Origin of the sequence: Paenarthrobacter sp. NPDC089675 (assembly GCF_044749185.1) — a bacterium.
Classification (GTDB): Bacteria; Actinomycetota; Actinomycetes; order Actinomycetales; family Micrococcaceae; genus Arthrobacter.
Window position 1 is genome coordinate 621,937 of sequence record NZ_JBIVHM010000001.1, and the last position, 16,414, is coordinate 638,350.

General features: G+C 63.2%; 20 protein-coding genes. 15 read left to right on the forward strand and 5 right to left on the reverse strand.

Features of this window, described 5'->3' with window-relative positions; genetic code table 11:
• Nucleotides 1-58 precede the first annotated feature (58 nt).
• The 15 genes from ACIPY2_RS02905 to ACIPY2_RS02975 all read left to right on the forward strand — a co-directional run bounded on the left by ACIPY2_RS02905 (nt 59) and on the right by ACIPY2_RS02975 (nt 11,165).
• On the forward strand, nt 59-499 hold the full coding sequence (locus ACIPY2_RS02905; protein ID WP_400264866.1) for a hypothetical protein: 441 nt from the start codon (nt 59-61) through the stop codon (nt 497-499).
• 217 nt (nt 500-716) lie between these two features.
• Complete coding sequence (gene rpsP / locus ACIPY2_RS02910) at nt 717-1,130, forward strand: 30S ribosomal protein S16 (RefSeq protein ID WP_400264867.1); 414 nt, start codon at nt 717-719, stop codon at nt 1,128-1,130.
• Between the two features lies 1 nt (nt 1,131).
• Entirely contained in the window at nt 1,132-1,374 is a 243-nt protein-coding gene (locus tag ACIPY2_RS02915; protein WP_347107714.1) for an RNA-binding protein, read from the forward strand.
• Between the two features lie 125 nt (nt 1,375-1,499).
• The gene (rimM, locus tag ACIPY2_RS02920) at nt 1,500-2,045 is read left to right on the forward strand and encodes a ribosome maturation factor RimM (protein ID WP_400264868.1); all 546 of its coding nucleotides are present in this window, start codon (nt 1,500-1,502) and stop codon (nt 2,043-2,045) included.
• Entirely contained in the window at nt 2,042-2,839 is a 798-nt protein-coding gene (trmD, locus tag ACIPY2_RS02925; RefSeq protein ID WP_400264869.1) for a tRNA (guanosine(37)-N1)-methyltransferase TrmD, read from the forward strand. Before rimM ends, trmD begins: the two co-directional genes overlap by 4 nt.
• 266 nt (nt 2,840-3,105) lie before the next feature.
• Nucleotides 3,106-3,459: a 50S ribosomal protein L19 gene (gene rplS, locus ACIPY2_RS02930; protein ID WP_014922079.1), complete on the forward strand. Its 354-nt coding sequence runs from the start codon at nt 3,106-3,108 to the stop codon at nt 3,457-3,459.
• 80 nt (nt 3,460-3,539) lie between these two features.
• On the forward strand, nt 3,540-4,214 hold the full coding sequence (gene lepB, locus ACIPY2_RS02935) for a signal peptidase I (protein ID WP_400264870.1): 675 nt from the start codon (nt 3,540-3,542) through the stop codon (nt 4,212-4,214).
• Nucleotides 4,215-5,036 carry a signal peptidase I gene (lepB, locus tag ACIPY2_RS02940; protein ID WP_400264871.1) on the forward strand — a complete coding sequence of 274 codons (822 nt, stop codon included), beginning with the start codon at nt 4,215-4,217 and terminating at the stop codon, nt 5,034-5,036.
• 2 nt (nt 5,037-5,038) lie between these two features.
• Nucleotides 5,039-5,791, forward strand: a complete 753-nt coding sequence (locus ACIPY2_RS02945; RefSeq protein WP_400264872.1) for a ribonuclease HII — start codon at nt 5,039-5,041, stop codon at nt 5,789-5,791.
• 58 nt (nt 5,792-5,849) lie between these two features.
• Nucleotides 5,850-6,185 (forward strand): DUF2469 domain-containing protein, encoded by a 336-nt coding sequence (locus ACIPY2_RS02950; protein ID WP_021470793.1) that lies wholly within the window; start codon nt 5,850-5,852, stop codon nt 6,183-6,185.
• Nucleotides 6,186-6,297: 112 nt separating this feature from the next.
• A complete protein-coding gene (locus tag ACIPY2_RS02955) occupies nt 6,298-6,663 on the forward strand; it encodes a YraN family protein (RefSeq protein ID WP_400264873.1) in 366 nt (121 codons plus the stop codon).
• A complete protein-coding gene (locus ACIPY2_RS02960) occupies nt 6,663-8,201 on the forward strand; it encodes a YifB family Mg chelatase-like AAA ATPase (protein WP_400264874.1) in 1,539 nt (512 codons plus the stop codon). The genes ACIPY2_RS02955 and ACIPY2_RS02960 overlap by 1 nt, the downstream gene beginning before the upstream one ends.
• A 38-nt stretch (nt 8,202-8,239) precedes the next feature.
• A complete protein-coding gene (gene dprA / locus ACIPY2_RS02965; RefSeq protein ID WP_400265102.1) occupies nt 8,240-9,424 on the forward strand; it encodes a DNA-processing protein DprA in 1,185 nt (394 codons plus the stop codon).
• 60 nt (nt 9,425-9,484) lie between these two features.
• Nucleotides 9,485-10,411, forward strand: coding sequence for a tyrosine recombinase XerC (locus ACIPY2_RS02970; RefSeq protein ID WP_400264875.1), 927 nt, complete (start codon nt 9,485-9,487; stop codon nt 10,409-10,411).
• A 250-nt stretch (nt 10,412-10,661) separates the two neighbouring features.
• Entirely contained in the window at nt 10,662-11,165 is a 504-nt protein-coding gene (locus tag ACIPY2_RS02975; RefSeq protein ID WP_400264876.1) for a DUF3145 domain-containing protein, read from the forward strand.
• Nucleotides 11,166-11,252: 87 nt separating this feature from the next.
• Here ACIPY2_RS02975 and ACIPY2_RS02980 read toward each other — a convergent pair whose 3' ends face one another.
• The 5 genes from ACIPY2_RS02980 to ACIPY2_RS03000 all read right to left on the reverse strand — a co-directional run bounded on the left by ACIPY2_RS02980 (nt 11,253) and on the right by ACIPY2_RS03000 (nt 16,300).
• A complete protein-coding gene (locus tag ACIPY2_RS02980; RefSeq protein ID WP_400264877.1) occupies nt 11,253-12,488 on the reverse strand; it encodes a beta-ketoacyl-[acyl-carrier-protein] synthase family protein in 1,236 nt (411 codons plus the stop codon).
• Nucleotides 12,489-12,618: 130 nt separating this feature from the next.
• Nucleotides 12,619-12,864: an acyl carrier protein gene (locus tag ACIPY2_RS02985; RefSeq protein WP_347107703.1), complete on the reverse strand. Its 246-nt coding sequence runs from the start codon at nt 12,862-12,864 to the stop codon at nt 12,619-12,621.
• 115 nt (nt 12,865-12,979) lie between these two features.
• Nucleotides 12,980-14,041 carry a beta-ketoacyl-ACP synthase III gene (locus ACIPY2_RS02990; RefSeq protein ID WP_400264878.1) on the reverse strand — a complete coding sequence of 354 codons (1,062 nt, stop codon included), beginning with the start codon at nt 14,039-14,041 and terminating at the stop codon, nt 12,980-12,982.
• Nucleotides 14,038-14,967: an ACP S-malonyltransferase gene (locus ACIPY2_RS02995; protein ID WP_400264879.1), complete on the reverse strand. Its 930-nt coding sequence runs from the start codon at nt 14,965-14,967 to the stop codon at nt 14,038-14,040. Before ACIPY2_RS02995 ends, ACIPY2_RS02990 begins: the two co-directional genes overlap by 4 nt.
• An 88-nt stretch (nt 14,968-15,055) precedes the next feature.
• Nucleotides 15,056-16,300 carry a PucR family transcriptional regulator gene (locus ACIPY2_RS03000; protein WP_400264880.1) on the reverse strand — a complete coding sequence of 415 codons (1,245 nt, stop codon included), beginning with the start codon at nt 16,298-16,300 and terminating at the stop codon, nt 15,056-15,058.
• Nucleotides 16,301-16,414 lie beyond the last annotated feature (114 nt).

The window sequence follows — 16,414 nt, forward strand, 5'->3', positions numbered from 1 at the left end:
TGCATGCCCGCTCCTGCGCAACGGAACGTGTCAGCACGACGGGACGGGATGACTTTCCATGGGCTTTGCCGAAATTTTTGTAGCCACCCACGACGAAGCACTTAAGCGGGCGGGAGCGTTGGAGCGCGGCGCCGAGGTGGCAGGTTCTGCTGTCCGGATCGAGGGCATCACCGACTTCGAGGTCGAGCAGCTTGGCGACCTCGCCGGGCAGGCCGTCCATGCTGCCGGGGCGGATTACGAACTCGCGTTGGTCGATGTAACCAGTGATGCCCTGCTGGGGGTTCCCGAGGCGATGGTCCGGGCACTGGCGGACCTGCTGAGCTACGAAAGCGAGGGCGAGGGCAACGTGCTTGATGACGTTGCCGCCGCTTGGGCGGAGCAGGACGACATGCCCTTTGGCGCTGCGGAATCGAAAGGCTATGTCCAGCAACTCGCGGCGCTGGCCGCGGACGTCGAGAACGCCGAGCGTACCGGCCTGTATGTCTGGTCGGTGTCCTGACTCCGGCTTGATGCCGCGAGTGTGGGCAATGCCACATGCCGTGTACGTGCCCAAGTCGTAATTGCGCAGCCCATCTGGCACAATGGACAGGTACTCGATCGGTGCGGCCCCTCTCTCCGTGCTCGTATCTTGTCCTTCGAACCCCCAAGTATGGCCCGCCCCACGGGTGCAGAACACAGGGTTCAACCCCGTTTCAGAAACAGGAGTGACCACAAAAGTGGCCGTAAAGATTCGCCTTAAGCGCTTCGGTAAGATGCGCGCACCGTACTACCGCATCGTCGTCATGGATGCCCGCGCCAAGCGCGATGGCCGTGCCATTGAAGAAATCGGCAAGTACCACCCCACCGAAGAGCCGTCGTACATCGAGGTCGCTTCCGAGCGTGCCCAGTACTGGCTTTCCGTTGGCGCCCAGCCCACCGAGCAGGTTGCTGCGATCCTCAAGATCACCGGTGACTGGCAGAAGTTCAAGGGCCTGCCTGGCCAGGAAGGCACCCTGAAGACCAAGGCTCCGAAGGAAGCTTTCGTGGCTCCGGAGAAGGGTTCCGTCATCATTCCGGAAGCCATCACCAAGAAGGCCAAGAAGGACGAAGCTCCGGCCGAGGCTGAAGCAGAGACCACCGAGGCTGAGTAAGTTGCTGGCAGAAGCGCTCGAGCACCTGGTCCGTGGGATCGTTGACAGCCCTGAGGATGTCAAGGTCAGTGCCAAGAACAACCGCCGCGGGGAATCCCTCGAGGTTCGCGTTCACCAGGACGACCTCGGTCGGGTCATCGGCCGCCAGGGACGCACCGCCCGCGCTTTGCGCACGGTGGTAGCAGCTTTGGCCGGTGGCGATCAGGTCAGGGTCGACGTCGTCGATACTGACCGTCGCCGGTAGCGCGCCCGGCATCATTTGCCTTAAATCCGGCCCCTTCACCGAATATGGTGGAGGGGCCGGATTGCTTTATTGAACATGCACACGCCGTGGCTGGACCGCGGACAAACCAGAATTCAGAGGAACCCATGCAGCTCCAGGTGGCAAGGATCGGCAAACCCCATGGCATCCGCGGCGAGGTCACGGTCCAGGTGCTTACTGATGCACCTGCCGAGCGCTTTGTTGCCGGAACCGAGTTCGTGGTGGAGCCCGCTTCTTCGGGGCCGCTGACCGTCCGGAGCGCACGGTGGAACAAAGACATCCTCCTGCTGGGCTTCGAGGAAGTCGCGGACCGCAACGCAGCGGAACTCATCCGTGGCGCGAAGCTCTTCATCGAGACGGAAGAACTCGACGACGACGGCGAGGAAGGCTGGTACGAGCACGAACTCGTCGGCCTTGAGGCGCGAGTGGGTGCCCAAGTAGTTGGCAAGGTTGCCGCTCTCAACACCATGCCCGCCCAGGACCTGTTGGTCATTGAAACCGAAGCCGGCAAGGAGATCCTCGTTCCCTTCGTCGATGAAATCGTCCCCGAGGTCAACGTCGAGGCAGGCTACATCCTGATCACTCCGCCGGCGGGCCTCTTCGAGCTCAACGACGAAGACGCCGGGGAATCCAGCGGGGAGACTCCTGCATGAGGATCGACGTCGTCAGTATCTTTCCGGAGTACCTTGCTCCGCTCGAACTGTCGCTTATCGGCAAGGCCCGGCAGGACGGCATCCTTCAGCTGAACGTCCACGACCTCCGATCCTTCACCACGGACAAGCACCGCACCGTTGACGACACGCCTTACGGCGGTGGCGCCGGCATGGTGATGAAGCCGGAGCCCTGGGCCCAGGCCCTCGAGGCTGTTTCCCAAGGCGGTGCCTCCAAGCCGGTACTCATCGTTCCATCCCCGGCGGGGGAGCGGTTCACCCAGGCGCTGGCCTATGAACTGGCGGAAGAGCAGCAGTTGGTGTTCGCCTGCGGCCGGTACGAAGGCATTGACGAGCGCGTCATCGACTGGGCCCGCGAGCACTTCACGGTCCGTCCGGTGAGTTTGGGTGACTACGTACTCAACGGCGGCGAAGTAGCGGTGCTTGCCATGGTCGAAGCGATCGGGCGCCTGCTGCCTGGTGTCGTGGGCAATCCCGAATCACTCATTGAGGAATCGCACTCGGACGGGCTCCTTGAATACCCGGTCTACACCAAGCCCTCGTCCTGGCGGGAGCATGAAGTCCCGGCCGTCCTGTTGAGCGGAAACCACGGCAAAATTGCCCAGTGGCGCCGGCATGAGCAGTTTCGCCGCACCGTTGAGCGCCGACCGGACCTCATGGACACGTTCGACGCCGGCCAGTTGAGCCGTGCCGACCGTAACGCCCTTGCGGAACTTGGCTACGACGTCGTCGGTGGGCGCCTGCGCAAGCGCCCCGAGGGTGGCCCGCAAGGCTAAGGCGGCCTCCGGCGTCGACACCTCCGCGGGGACCGGCGTGATTGGCCGGATGCTTACACATATGGCAGAATTAACCCTTGTGTCTGCTGGGCTGACGCCTGCCACAGGGGGAGTTGAGCCAACAGTCGGACAACCGGTAAAGCCAATCAGTGGCTGAGCCGGCCACTAATGATCTTCGGCGGAGATTTCCGCGGGCCATGAGCGCCCGGGGCTTGTCCGCCGTGACCCAAAGTGAATGACCTGTGGCGTTCACCAGGAGTGGATTAATGCATATCCTCGATAGCGTAGATGCAGCCTCGCTGCGTAACGATGTTCCGGAGTTCCGCGCGGGCGACACCCTCAAGGTTCACGTCAACATCATCGAAGGCAAGAACTCCCGTGTCCAGGTATTCCAGGGCTTCGTCCTTGGCCGCCAGGGTGACGGCGTTCGCGAAACCTTCACCGTGCGCAAGGTTTCCTTCGGTGTGGGCGTAGAGCGTACCTTCCCGGTGCACTCCCCGATCATCGACAAGATCGAGGTCGTCACCAAGGGTGACGTCCGCCGCGCCAAGCTTTACTACATGCGTGCACTGCGCGGTAAGGCTGCGAAGATCAAGGAAAAGCGCGACTTCGCCAAGTAAGTCCACCAACTTACGCAACGGGTCCAGGATTCGTGCCCGGGGTTCCGGAGCAATCCGCAACGCAACAGGGATTACGAGTCATGGACACAACAGAACGCCAGCCCCGGAAACAGGGCTGGCGTTTTGCGTTGCTGGCCCTGGTGCTCGCCGTGGCCATCAGTGGGCTGGTCCGTTCGCTGTGGATCGACGTGTATTACATCCCGTCGGAATCGATGGAACCCCTGCTCGGGACCGGAGACCGGATCCTGGTTTCCCGCACGGCCTTCAGTTCAGAACCAATCCGCCGCGGCGATATCGTGGTATTCGATGGCCGGGGCTCGTTCGCGCCGCTCAGCAGCGGCAAGGGACCGCTCGTGGACGCAGTGAATGCGGCCGGACAATGGTTCGGCCTGGTCGGAAGCGAAACCACGTATGTCAAACGTGTCATCGGCGTTGCAGGCGACCACGTGCAATGCTGTGACGCGTCCGGGCACCTCACAGTCAACGGTCAGGTTTTTGAGGAATCCTATCTTTATCCCGGGGACCAACCCAGCAAGCAGAAGTTTGACGTGGTGGTGCCCGACGGTCGGCTCTGGCTCATGGGGGACCACCGGTCCCGCTCGGCGGACTCACGCGGACTGCTCGGAGCTCCCGGGGGTGGCATGGTCCCCGTAGAACGCGTTATCGGCAGACCCGTCCAGATCATCTGGCCACTTGATAGATTTGCAGAGATGCCTCGCTCCACGCAGGCGGACACGACGAAGAACGGACAATAAATGCCGGATAGAGTTCCAGAAAATCCCGAGAGGCACGACGACGCGCGGCTCTTGGATGGAACCCCCGGCACTGCCGGAGCCAACGAACCGGAGCAGCCGGAGCGAACTGTGGATGCCGGGCCGGTGGCGGAAGACCAACCCCGCCAGAACGTGGCATTGGTCTGGCTCAAGGAAATCGTCACGGTAGTGGCGATCGCCCTCGTCCTGTCCTTCCTCCTGAAGACTTTCCTGTTCCGTGCTTTCTGGATTCCGTCGGAGTCCATGGAAAGCACGCTGGACGTCCACGACCGTATCTTCATCAACCTCCTGGTTCCGGGGCCGTTCGACCTGCAGCACGGGGACGTCGTGGTTTTCAAGGACACCCAAGGATGGCTGGCTCCCGTGGAGAAGAAACCGGCCGGGCCGATGGACTGGGTAGGCAACACCCTGGAGTTCGTAGGCCTGATGGCGGACGAAGGGGAGCAGCACCTGGTCAAGCGCGTCATCGGCCTTCCCGGCGATCACGTGACCTGCTGCGATGCGGGAGGTCGGGTTAGCATCAACGGAGTACCCCTGGACGAGACGTACATCAACCCGGCCGAGGTTCCCAATCCCGAACAGTTCGATGTCACAGTCCCCGAAGGGAAGGTGTGGGTGATGGGCGATAACCGCAACCACTCGGCAGATTCCCGCCTCCACCAGGGAACCAACGGCGGCTTCGTCAACATCGAGGACGTGGAAGGCAAGGCGACCGTCATAGCCTGGCCCATCAATCGATGGACAGTCCTGGACAACTATCCGGACGTCTTCAAGAACGTACCCGCAGGCAAACCAGGGAAGTAACAATGGCACCGGCCGCACTCCGATCGAAGACCAAGGCAGCAGGCAAGCCAACGTCAAAGGCGAAACCCAAAGCAGTGCTCCAGTTTCCCACCCTCGACTTCGAACGATCTTTCCTGTCCTCGGGAGCCCGGCTCCTGGCAGGGGTGGACGAGGTTGGGCGCGGTGCACTTGCGGGGCCCGTCAGTGTCGGCATTGCCGTGGTGAACCTTGAAGACCATGAACTGCTTGAGGGGGTGCGGGACAGCAAACTCCTCAAGCCCGAGGACCGGGACAGGCTTGAGCCCCTGGTCCGCGAATGGGCCCTGGCCAGCGCAGTGGGACATGCCTCATCCGAGGAGATTGACCGGATCGGCATTATCGCCGCCCTGCGTCTTGCCGGAACGCGGGCCTGGTTCGAGATCCTTGCCGGCGGCGTAACCCCCGACGTCGTGCTCCTCGATGGCAGCCACAACTGGTTGTCGCCGGAGGTCCAGGCCTCCCTCTTCGATCCGGCTCCTGGGGGACTGGGCTGCGATGCACCTGTACACACCCGGGTCAAGGCGGACATGAGTTGCTTGAGCGTCGCCGCAGCAAGTGTCCTGGCCAAGGTTGCGCGGGACCGGATCATGGTGGACCTTCACTCCGAGGCACCCGCGTACGGGTGGAATGTCAACAAGGGTTATGCCACTCCATCGCACCGTGACGTGATCCGGCTGCAAGGACCGAGTGCCTATCACCGGACCAGCTGGCACCTGACAGGCCCGGGCGACGATTGAGGGCTACGCCGCAGCCTAGGTGGCGCTCCGGGTCCGGCCGATGGTGCAAGATGGAACTATGAGCGCCGAGGACCTTGAGAATTACGAAACCGACATGGAGCTTCAGCTCTACCGCGAGTACCGGGACGTAGTTGGCCTGTTCAGCTACGTTGTCGAAACGGAACGGCGTTTCTACCTGGCAAACCATGTCGATCTGCAGGCACGCAGCGCCGATGGTGAGGTCTACTTCGACCTCACGCTCCAGGACGCGTGGGTGTGGGACGTTTATCGCTCCGCGAGGTTCGTGAAAAATGTCCGCGTGATCACCTTCAAGGACGTCAACGTCGAAGAGCTCCCCCGGAACGAGGACCTGGCGCTGCCGAAAGACGGCGACCTTGGGGACCTGGGCAACTAGCCTGCCTGCGTTCGGCCTTTCCTCCACAATCTCCCTCGACTGCCCGGTTACCCACATAGCGCCGTAACTGCCTCCCTGCACGACTACACGCCCGGAATGCTGGGTCGTGGAGGTGGTGCTCGTGCGAGCAAAAGACGTACTTGGCAGGGAAGGCGAAGGACTGGCCGCCGCTTTCCTTGAAGGTCAGGGAATGCAGGTGGTCGACCGCAACTGGCGGTGCAGCGAAGGCGAAATCGACATCGTTGCCATGGATGGGCAAACGCTTGTTGTGGCCGAAGTAAAAACGCGCCGAACCCTTGCGTTCGGTCACCCGTTCGAGGCCGTGGGGCCGGAAAAACTGGCACGCCTTCATCGGCTCTCGGCTTCGTGGTGCCGTGAGCACCATGTGAATCCCCGGAGCAGGCGCGTGGACGTTGTGGGCGTTATCCATGACGGCGCGGCAGCACCGCAGCTGGAACATCTGCGCGGTGTGTCCTGATGGGCGTTGGCAGGAGCTATTGTGTTGCCTTGGTGGGGCTTAACGGATTCGTCGTCGAGGTCGAGGCGGACATCGGCCAGACCCTCCCCGCATTCGTCATTCTGGGCTTGCCCGATGCTTCCCTGAATGAGGCCAAGGAACGGATCCGTTCCGCAGCTTTGAATTCCGGCATTCCGCTGAGCCGGCGGAAAATTACGGCCAACCTGATTCCCGCGTCCTTGCCCAAGCGCGGCTCCGGATTCGACCTCGCCATCACCATGGCCGTGCTCCGGGCAGCGGGTGACATCCGCTCCATCAGCGAAACGGTGTTCATGGCAGAGCTCGGCCTGGACGGACGGCTGCGACCGGTCAGGGGCATCCTCCCTGCGGTCATGGCCGCAGTCCAGGCCGGATATCCGGACATTGTGGTGGCAGAGGCGAACGTGGCCGAGGCAATGCTGGTACCAGGAGCCAAAGTCCGGGGCTACAAGACCCTTGCCCGGCTTGCCTACGATTTCGGTGCCGATCCCAAGGACCTCGCCCTTGATTACGACCCTCCGGCCGATGAAGTTCACGACGACGACTCTTCAGCACGTCCTGTCCCCGACCTTTGCGACGTGTCCGGTCAGTCCGAGGGACGTCGTGCTTTGGAGGTTGCTGCCGCAGGCGGACACCACATGCTCCTGACGGGTCCGCCCGGTGCAGGAAAGACCATGCTGGCCGAGCGGCTTCCTGGTCTCCTGCCGGACCTGCAGGATACTGCGGCAATGGAAGTGACGGCCATCCACTCACTGGCGGCCATCCGGACCTCAGCCGTGCGGTTGATACGGCGGCCGCCGTTCGAGAGCCCGCACCACAACGCGACTTCTGCGGCCATCATCGGCGGGGGTTCGGGCCTTCCCCGGCCCGGAGCGGCGTCGCGGGCGCACAGGGGAGTACTCTTCCTGGACGAGGCTCCGGAGTATGAGCGCCGGGTGCTGGATGCCCTGCGCCAGCCGTTGGAAAGCGGAGAACTGGTGATCCACCGTTCGGCCGGGACTGCGGCATACCCTGCGCGCTTTCAATTGGTGTTGGCAGCCAACCCTTGTCCCTGTGGTAAAGCGTCGGGCAAAGCCAAGGACTGCACTTGCACGCCCACCATGCGTCGGCGCTATTTCGGACGGATCTCAGGGCCCCTGCTGGACAGGGTGGACATCCAACTGCAGGTGGAGCGGGTCTCCCTGGCCGAATTTGGACAAAGCGGCGCCGAAGAAGACACGGCTTCGGTTGCGAAGCGTGTTTCTGCTGCCCGCCACCGGCAGTTGGATCGCCTGGGGAGCTTTGGGTTTGAAACGAATTCCCAGGTTCCTGGCCGGGTATTGCGCGGCAAGCTCCGTTTACCCCCTGGTTCCACGCAGGTCCTGGATACCGCACTCGAGCGCGGGCTGCTGACAGCCAGGGGTTACGATCGCGTGCTGCGCCTCGCTTGGACGCTGGCTGACTTGGAACACTCCGCCGCTCCCAATGCCGACCACATCGGGCGAGCCCTGGGGCTGCGCCAGGCGACCGCGACGTCATGAACAACAGATCGGAAGGAAGAGGCTTGGGAGAGTTGGGGATGCGGGAGAGGGAACGGTTGGCCCGGGCCGCGCTGGCCAGGTTGATGGAACCACAGGACTCGGTCGGACTTGCGCTTGTCCAGGCGGTCGGACCGCTCGACGCGCTCGGTATTGCCACGGGAGAATTGTCGGCTGGTCCTGCGGTGGAACGCGAAGTCACCGCCTTGCTTTCGCAGGATGGCAGCCTGGCATCGTGGCCCGGCCTGGTTGCCAGCCAGCGACGCTGGGCCCCGCGGGTCCGCGATCTTGCGCCGGAACGCGATGTGGAGACGATGCGGCGGTTTGGCGGCCGCTTGATTGTTCCGGGCGACGATCTATGGCCGGAGCAGTTGGCCGACCTCGGCCTTAAGGAGCCGCTGTGCCTGTGGTGGCGAGGCCAGGAACAGGCGATTCCGCCGGCACGGGAGACGATCGCCTTGGTGGGATCGCGCGACAGCACCGGTTACGGGTCCGCCGTTACGGGAGACCTTGCTTACGGACTGTCCCAGCGGGGATACACCATAGTCTCCGGCGGAGCGTACGGCATCGATGCGCATGCCCATCGCGGGGCCCTGAACGGGGCAGCAGCGTCGATGCCGACCATTGCCGTCATGGCCGGGGGAGTAGACCGCTTTTACCCCGCAGGAAACGAAGACCTCTTGCGGAGCGTTGCTACGCAAGGAGCAGTGATAGCAGAGGTCCCGCCTGGTTCGGCCCCCACAAGGTATCGATTCCTGCAGAGGAACCGGCTGATAGCGGCTTTGGCGTCGGTCACCGTGGTTGTCGAGGCGAGGTGGCGTTCGGGAGCACTCAACACCGCCCATCATGCTGAATCCCTGGGCAGGGTGGTAGCCGCGGTGCCGGGTTCCGTTCACAGCGCCAACTCGGCCGGTTGCCATCGACTTCTCCGTGACGGAGGTGCCGTTTGCGTAACGGACGTAGGTGAAATCGCCGAGTTGTCCGGACGGAGCGGGGAGGCGTTACCGCAGGACAAAGAAGTACACGATGGCCCGCACGACGGATTGTCGCTGGAAGACCTCATCCTCCTGGATGCGCTGCCGATTCGATCGGGAAGTTCAGTGGAAAAGCTTGCAGTGGTGGCCGGCTTAAGTCCGGACGCCGTGAGGGCGGGTCTCGGCCGACTCGGGCTGCTGGGCCTGGCCGCCTCCGAGGGTGGATCCTGGAAGAGGAAGAAAAACGGCTGATAGCCCCAAAGCGGTATGTCCATGCAGCATTGGTGGCGGTAATGCTGCCAAAGTTGAGGAGTGGACCACCAACCCCTGCCAGCGGAGTTTCAAAGCGCGGCCGATGAATTCAAACGCTACCTTGCTGCCGAGCGGGCAAGGTCGGATCACACGGTCAGGGCATATATGTCCGATCTTGAGAGCGTTCTGGGATACGCAGTCCAGGAAGGCGCAACGCGCTTGGAACAGTTGGACCTGGGCATCCTCAGGCGCTGGCTCGGCGCTCAGAGTGAGAACGGAATGGCGCGATCTACACTGGCGCGCCGTGCGGCCACTGCCCGGTCATTCACCAAGTGGGCACTGAGGGAAGAACTGATCCACAGTGACCCCGCACTCCGGCTACAGGCGCCCAAACGCGGGAAGTCCCTTCCAGGGGTCCTGCAGCAGCAACAGGTCACACGGCTGGTGGATGGGCTGGGCGCCGAGGCTGCAGACGGTACCCCCCTGGCTCTCCGTAACCGCGCCATGGTGGAGTTGCTTTATGCCACCGGCGTCCGGGTGGGGGAGTTGGCTGGCTTGGATATTGACGACCTCGATCCGGACAGGCGGACGCTACGCGTGCTGGGCAAGGGCAACAAGGAACGTACCGTACCTTTCGGGGTCCCTGCTGCGCTCGCTGTGGACGATTGGCTGCGCAGGGGCAGGCCTGCCTTGGCAGGCGGGAACAGCGGGCCGGCACTGTTCCTGGGTGCGAAGGGCCGCCGCGTCGATCCACGCCAGGTCCGGGCCGTGGTGGAAAAACTGCTGCACGGACTGGGCGATACTTCCGCGACGGGTCCCCACGCCCTCAGGCACACCGCAGCCACGCACTTACTTGATGGTGGGGCGGACCTGCGCGCCGTACAGGAAATCCTTGGACACAGCAGCTTGGCCACCACGCAGGTTTACACGCACGTGTCTGTGGACAGGCTCCGGAAGAGCTACCGGCAGGCGCATCCGAGGGCCTAGACGACGCCGCATATCCGGCACTGGCGGAAATTGGAGGTGTACGGCAAAATGAAAGCACCACGGGGAACCTTCAATTCAACGCTGAGGTTTCATCTTGTGCAGAACAGGGCAATACACTTTTTTGTAAAGTGGGTAGTCCGCCATAAATGAATAGCCCGCAAGGGTCCAGGAAATTTCATCGCTCAGGGCAGCGGCAAACATCCGGGCAGAGGTCGTTGGGGAAGACGTACCTACAGCTATGGAGGATGGAATGTCTGTTGCAACAACCCGCGGTGTCCTGTTCGTGCACTCAGCGCCCGCGGCGCTGTGCCCGCACGTTGAGTGGGCCATAGGATCGGTCGTGGATAAGCGAACCGATCTTGAGTGGACCCCGCAGCCTGCTGCGCCCGGAATGTTCCGTGCCGAGTTGTCCTGGACCGGCACCCCGGGAACAGGGGCTCAGTTGGCGTCTGCCCTGAGGGGCTGGGCGCATCTGCGTTACGAAGTCACCGAGGAACCCAGCCAAGGGGTTGACGGTGCTCGTTGGTCCCACACCCCGGAGCTGGGAATTTTCCATGCCGTCACTGATGTGCACGGAAACGTGATGGTGACCGAAGACCGGATCCGCTACGCCTACGAGTCCGGTGCAGGAGACCCCTCGGCTGTTTACCACGAGCTTTCGTTGGCCCTTGGCGAAGCCTGGGACGAAGAACTCGAACCGTTCAGGCACGCCGCAGAAGGTGCTCCCGTGCGTTGGCTCCACCAAGTCGGCTGACTCGAATCCGCAAAAGCCCCGCTAAGCCCCATAGCAAACGAAGGGCCCCACCCTATGGTGGGGCCCTTCGTTCACTTGATGATCTGTCTATGCGTTCCGGACGGCAATGACGGCGTTGTGTCCACCAAAGCCGAAGGAGTTACTCAGGGCCACGATGTCTCCGGCCGGGAGGTCACGCGCGGAGGTTACGACGTCGAGCGGGATCTCGGGATCTTGGTTCTCGAGGTTGATCGTCACCGGCGCCTTGCGCTCATACACAGCCATAACCGTGAGGACGGCTTCCACGGCACCGGAGGCTCCGAGCAAGTGTCCCATCTGCGATTTCGTGGCGGACACGGCAACGTTATCCACGTGGGCACCCAAGGCGGCACGCAACGCGGTGTACTCAGGCTTGTCTCCCACCGGAGTGGAGGTTGCGTGCGCGTTCACGTGCACAACGTCTTCGGCCTGGATGCGGCCATCGAACATGGCTGACTTCAGCGCCCGCGTGGCACCGAGGCCTTCGGGGTCTGGTGCAGTGATGTGGTAGGCGTCCGCGGTGACCGAGGTGCCTGCCAATTCAGCGTAGATACGGGCACCGCGGGCGATTGCGTGTTCCTCGGCTTCAAGGACCAGCGCGCCGGCGCCCTCGCCCATCACAAAGCCGTCACGGTCCACATCGTAGGGGCGGGATGCACGCTCGGGTTCGTCGTTGCGGCGGGAAAGGGCCTGCATCGAGGAGAAGGCTGCCAGCGGCATGGGATGGATCGCGGCCTCAGCACCACCGCACATGACCACGTCAGCCTTGCCTGACCGGATGAGGTCCAGACCCAGGTGGAGGGCTTCGGTGCCCGAGGCACAGGCGGAAACCGGGGTGTGTGCACCTGCGCGGGCGCCGAGGTCGAGGCTGACCGCAGCCGCCACGCCGTTCGGCATAAGCATGGGCACCGTCATGGGCAGAACCCGGCGCGGGCCTTTGTCCCGGAGGGTGTCCCAAGCGTCCAGGAGGGTCCAGACGCCACCAATGCCGGTTGCGAAGGCAACGGCCAAGCGGTCGTGGTCGATGTCCTCGATTCCGGCATCCGCCCATGCTTCGCGCGCTGCGATGACACCGAACTGGGTGGACGGATCCATGCGCTTGGCTTCGACACGGCTCAGAACTTCCAGCGCGGGCGTCGAGCACCGGGCAGCAAAGTGGACGGGGAGGTCATAGCGGGCAACCCACTCGTCATTGAGCGTGTGGGCACCGGAGACCCCTTTCAGCGCGTTCTGCCACATTGTGGGAACGTCGCCGCCGATGGGAGTGGTGGCCCCCAGACCGGTTATGACTACTTTGCGTGCCATGCGATCACTCTCTGTCGGATGTGCCGTCCGGACTGCGGTTCAAGGCAGGGGCGGCAAAAAATCTTGGGCGGTAGTGCGGCTGTGCCGGGCCAGGATGGAGCACCCTGACCCGGCACAGGTGGTGCGAGGCTTAGGCCTGTGCGTTTGCGATGAAGTTCACGGCGTCACCGACGGTCTTGAGGTTCTTGACCTCTTCGTCGGGGATGCGAACGCCGAACTTCTCTTCGGCGTTGACCACGATGGTCATCATGGAGATGGAGTCGATGTCCAGGTCCTCGGTGAAGGACTTGTCCAGCTCCACTGCTTCGGTGGCCAGGCCGGTCTCTTCGTTGACGATTTCAGCCAGGCCGGCCAGGATTTCTTCGTTGCTAGCCATTGTCGGCTCCTTTTCTTGTTGTACCGGCTGCTGCCGGAAAGGGGGCAAACCGCGGTTACGGTTTGGGCTTGTAAGTCGTATTCAATTGGCTGGAGGGCGCCCGGCCGGTTCCGTTCTACGGAAGAACAACAACCTGGGCGCCGAAGACCAAACCGGCACCGAAGCCGATTTGGAGCGCCAGGCCGCCGCTCAGCCCAGGGTTCTCCTGGAGAAGGCGGTGGGTGGCGAGGGGGATCGATGCGGCGGACGTGTTGCCGGCCTGGGCGATGTCGCGCCCGATCACCACAGTTTCGGGAAGCTTCAGCTTCTTGACCATCTCGTCGATGATGCGCATGTTCGCCTGGTGCGGTACGAATGCGGCGAGGTCACTGGCTTCGATCCCGGCAGCATCCAGGGCCTGCTGGGCAACCTTTGCCATTTCCCAAACGGCCCAGCGGAAGACTGTCTGGCCGTCCTGGCGAAGGGTGGGCCAGACATCCTGTGTGGCCGAAAGGATCGCGGGATCGTCGATCTCATCGGAATGCCGCGCTGATTCCCCGAGCTTCTTGACGTCTTCGAGTGAGTGGGTCATGCCGATTGCGTCCCACTTGCTTCCATCGGATCCCCAGACCGACGGCCCAATGCCGGGGGTGTCGGAGGGGCCAACAACGACGGCGCCTGCGCCGTCACCGAGGAGGAAGGAGATGGTGCGTTCGTGGTTGTCGATTACGTCGGACAACTTCTCTGCGCCGACCACCAGGACGTACTGCGCAGCGCCGGAGCGGACCAGGGCATCAGCCTGTGCCACGCCATAGCAGTACCCCGCACAGGCTGCCGAGATGTCGAAGGCGGGTGCCGGCGTCGCGCCCAAACGGTCCGTCAGCGCGGCGGCGGCCGACGGCGTCGCGTACGGGTGGGTCACGGTGGAAACGATAACCGCGCCAAGCTGGGATGGTTCGATGCCGGCCTGTGCGATTGCTTCGCGGGCGGCGCCCTCGGCCATGTCAATCACGCTCACATCGGCGGCGGCCCGGTGGCGGGTGATGATGCCCGTGCGTTGGCGGATCCACTCGTCAGACGAATCGATCCACTGGCAGACGTCGTCGTTGGTCACGATGACATCCGGGCGGTAGGCGCCAATTCCCAGGATGCGTGAGTTCTCCTGGACCGGTGCCTGCTTCAAAACGGGCGTGCTCATGCCTCTCCCTCCAACTCGGCGAACAATGCCAGGGCGGCGGCGAGGTCCTCGGGCGTCTTGACCGCTACGGTCTTGACGCCCGGCATGCCGCGCTTTGCCAGACCCGCGAGGGTGCCTGCCGGTGCCAGTTCAATGAGGCCTTTGACGCCCCGCTCAACAAGGTTTTCCATGCAAAGGTCCCAGCGGACGGGCCGCGAAACCTGGGCAATGAGGCTTTCGACGGCGGCCCCGCCTGCGTTGACTTCCCGGCCGTCGTAGTTGGACAGCAACGGAACCGTGGGGTCCTTCGGCGACAGCGAGGGCTTCAGTGCTTCAAGGGCATCCACTGCCGGCGCCATGTGCGAGGTGTGGAATGCACCGGCTACCTTCAACGGAATGACCCGGGCCTTGGCCGGCGGGTTTTCGGCAAGGGCCTTGAGCTGGTCAAAGGTCCCGGCGGCAACCGTCTGGCCGGCACCGTTGACGTTCGCAGGAGTGGCCCCGGAGGCTTCAATGGCGGCGAGGACCTCAGCGGGGTCGCCGCCCACCACGGCGCTCATGCCCGTGGGTGTGACGGCTGCCGCGGCTGCCATGCTGTTGGCGCGCTCCCGCACGAAGGTCATGGCTTCCTCTTGGGTGAGGACACCGGCGAGGGCCGAGGCAGTGATTTCGCCAACGGAGTGTCCGGCGAGTACCACGGGGAGCGTGTTTAGTTCCACATCGAACAAAGAGCCGGCGGCCACGAGGCCGGCCGCCACGATCAGGGGCTGCGCAACGGCGGTGTCCTTGATGGTTTCTTCATCGGACGTGGTGCCGTGGGCCTTGAGGTCGATGCCTGCGATCTCACTCAGTGCGGCCAGTTGGCCTTCGACGGAGGGGAGTTCCAGCCAAGGGGCCAGGAATCCTGGGGTCTGGGAGCCCTGTCCAGGGCAGACGATTGCAAGCACGTATCCAGCTTTCCAAATTGCCACGTGATCCACTGGTGTTTCGGTACACCAAGCTCACTGGGTCAGTTTGTAGGAAGTCTACAACGGGTCAGTTCTGTGAACGCGATGCGTGACGCTCGGGCGCGGCCTTTGGTTGGGCCGAAAGCCGGCCCACCACGAGTGCCGTTTGGAGCACGAAGGCTTCCCGCGGAAGCAGGGGATCCCACCCTGTCACGTCGCAAACACGCTTCAAACGGTAGCGCACGGTGTTTGCATGCACGAACAATTCCCGCGCTGTGGCTTCGAGGGAATGCCCTAGTTCCAGATAGGTTCCGAGGGTTTCCACAAGGCCGTTCGAGGCTGCCAGCAGTGGCCTGTAGATGTTCTTGATCAGGGACCTGCGCGCGGCATCATCGCCTGAGACAACGCGCTCGGGCAGCAGGTCGTCGGCGGCAACAGGGCGTGGTGCCGAGGGCCAGGCTTTGGCGGCCGTGAGGCCTGCAAAAGCGGCTTGGGCCGAACTGCTGGCCTCCAGCAGGGAACCGGCCTCAGGGCCGTAAACAACAGCTCCGGGAGCGAACAATTCGCTCAGCTTCACGTAGGCTGTGTCGCGGTCCTGCACGCCGCCAAGGATAAGGATGAGGCGATCCCCTTGGATGCCCACGAGCGCATCTTCGGCAAACCTTCCCGCGGTCCGCCGCAGTTCGCTGACGTAGCTCGCGCTGGGTTCTGAAGGCGAGTTGCCAACCATGACGGTGAAACGCTCCTGGGCCTTCCACCCCAGTGCAGCGATCCTCGAGCGCAGTGCGTCCGTGTTTTCGCCCCTAAGGATCGCATCGACGATCAGTGCTTCGAGGCGGGTATCCCAGGAACCCCGCGATTCCGCGGCCCGGGCGTAGACGTCTGCCGCGGCAAAAGCGACCTCGCGGGAGTAGCGGAGCACGGCTTCGCGAAGGGACGGCTGATCGGATTCGGGAGCGATGACGGGTACTTGGTCCTCGACCACTTCCACCACGATCCGGATCAGTTGCAGGGCCTTTTGCAGGCTGATGGAGCGGGTCAGCTCTGTGGGTGCATTTCCGAAGACGTCCGTCAGGATCCAGGACGGGGAGCTGGGCCGCTCATACCATGTCACAAATGCCGCAATGCCGTTTTGGGCTACCAGCCCAAGTGCCGAACGTTCGTCAGAGCTGAGCCGGCTGTACCAAGGCAAGGACTTCTCGAGCTGCCGCATGGTGCTGGTGGACAACTGGCCCACATTGGCGCGGAGTTGGCGCAATGTTTCGGCCTTTTCCGGCGACACTGCCGGTGCCGCTGCCTTGCGTTTGGTGCTTGTCTTCGTGGGCTCTGCCATGGAATGAGCATACGGTGCATTTGTGCGAAGGCTACAACTCCTCGTAGCAGCCGTCACGCCGGCAGAGGCATCGGGCGTGTGCCGTGTTAAAGCCCGACGGCGGTCCTCACCATT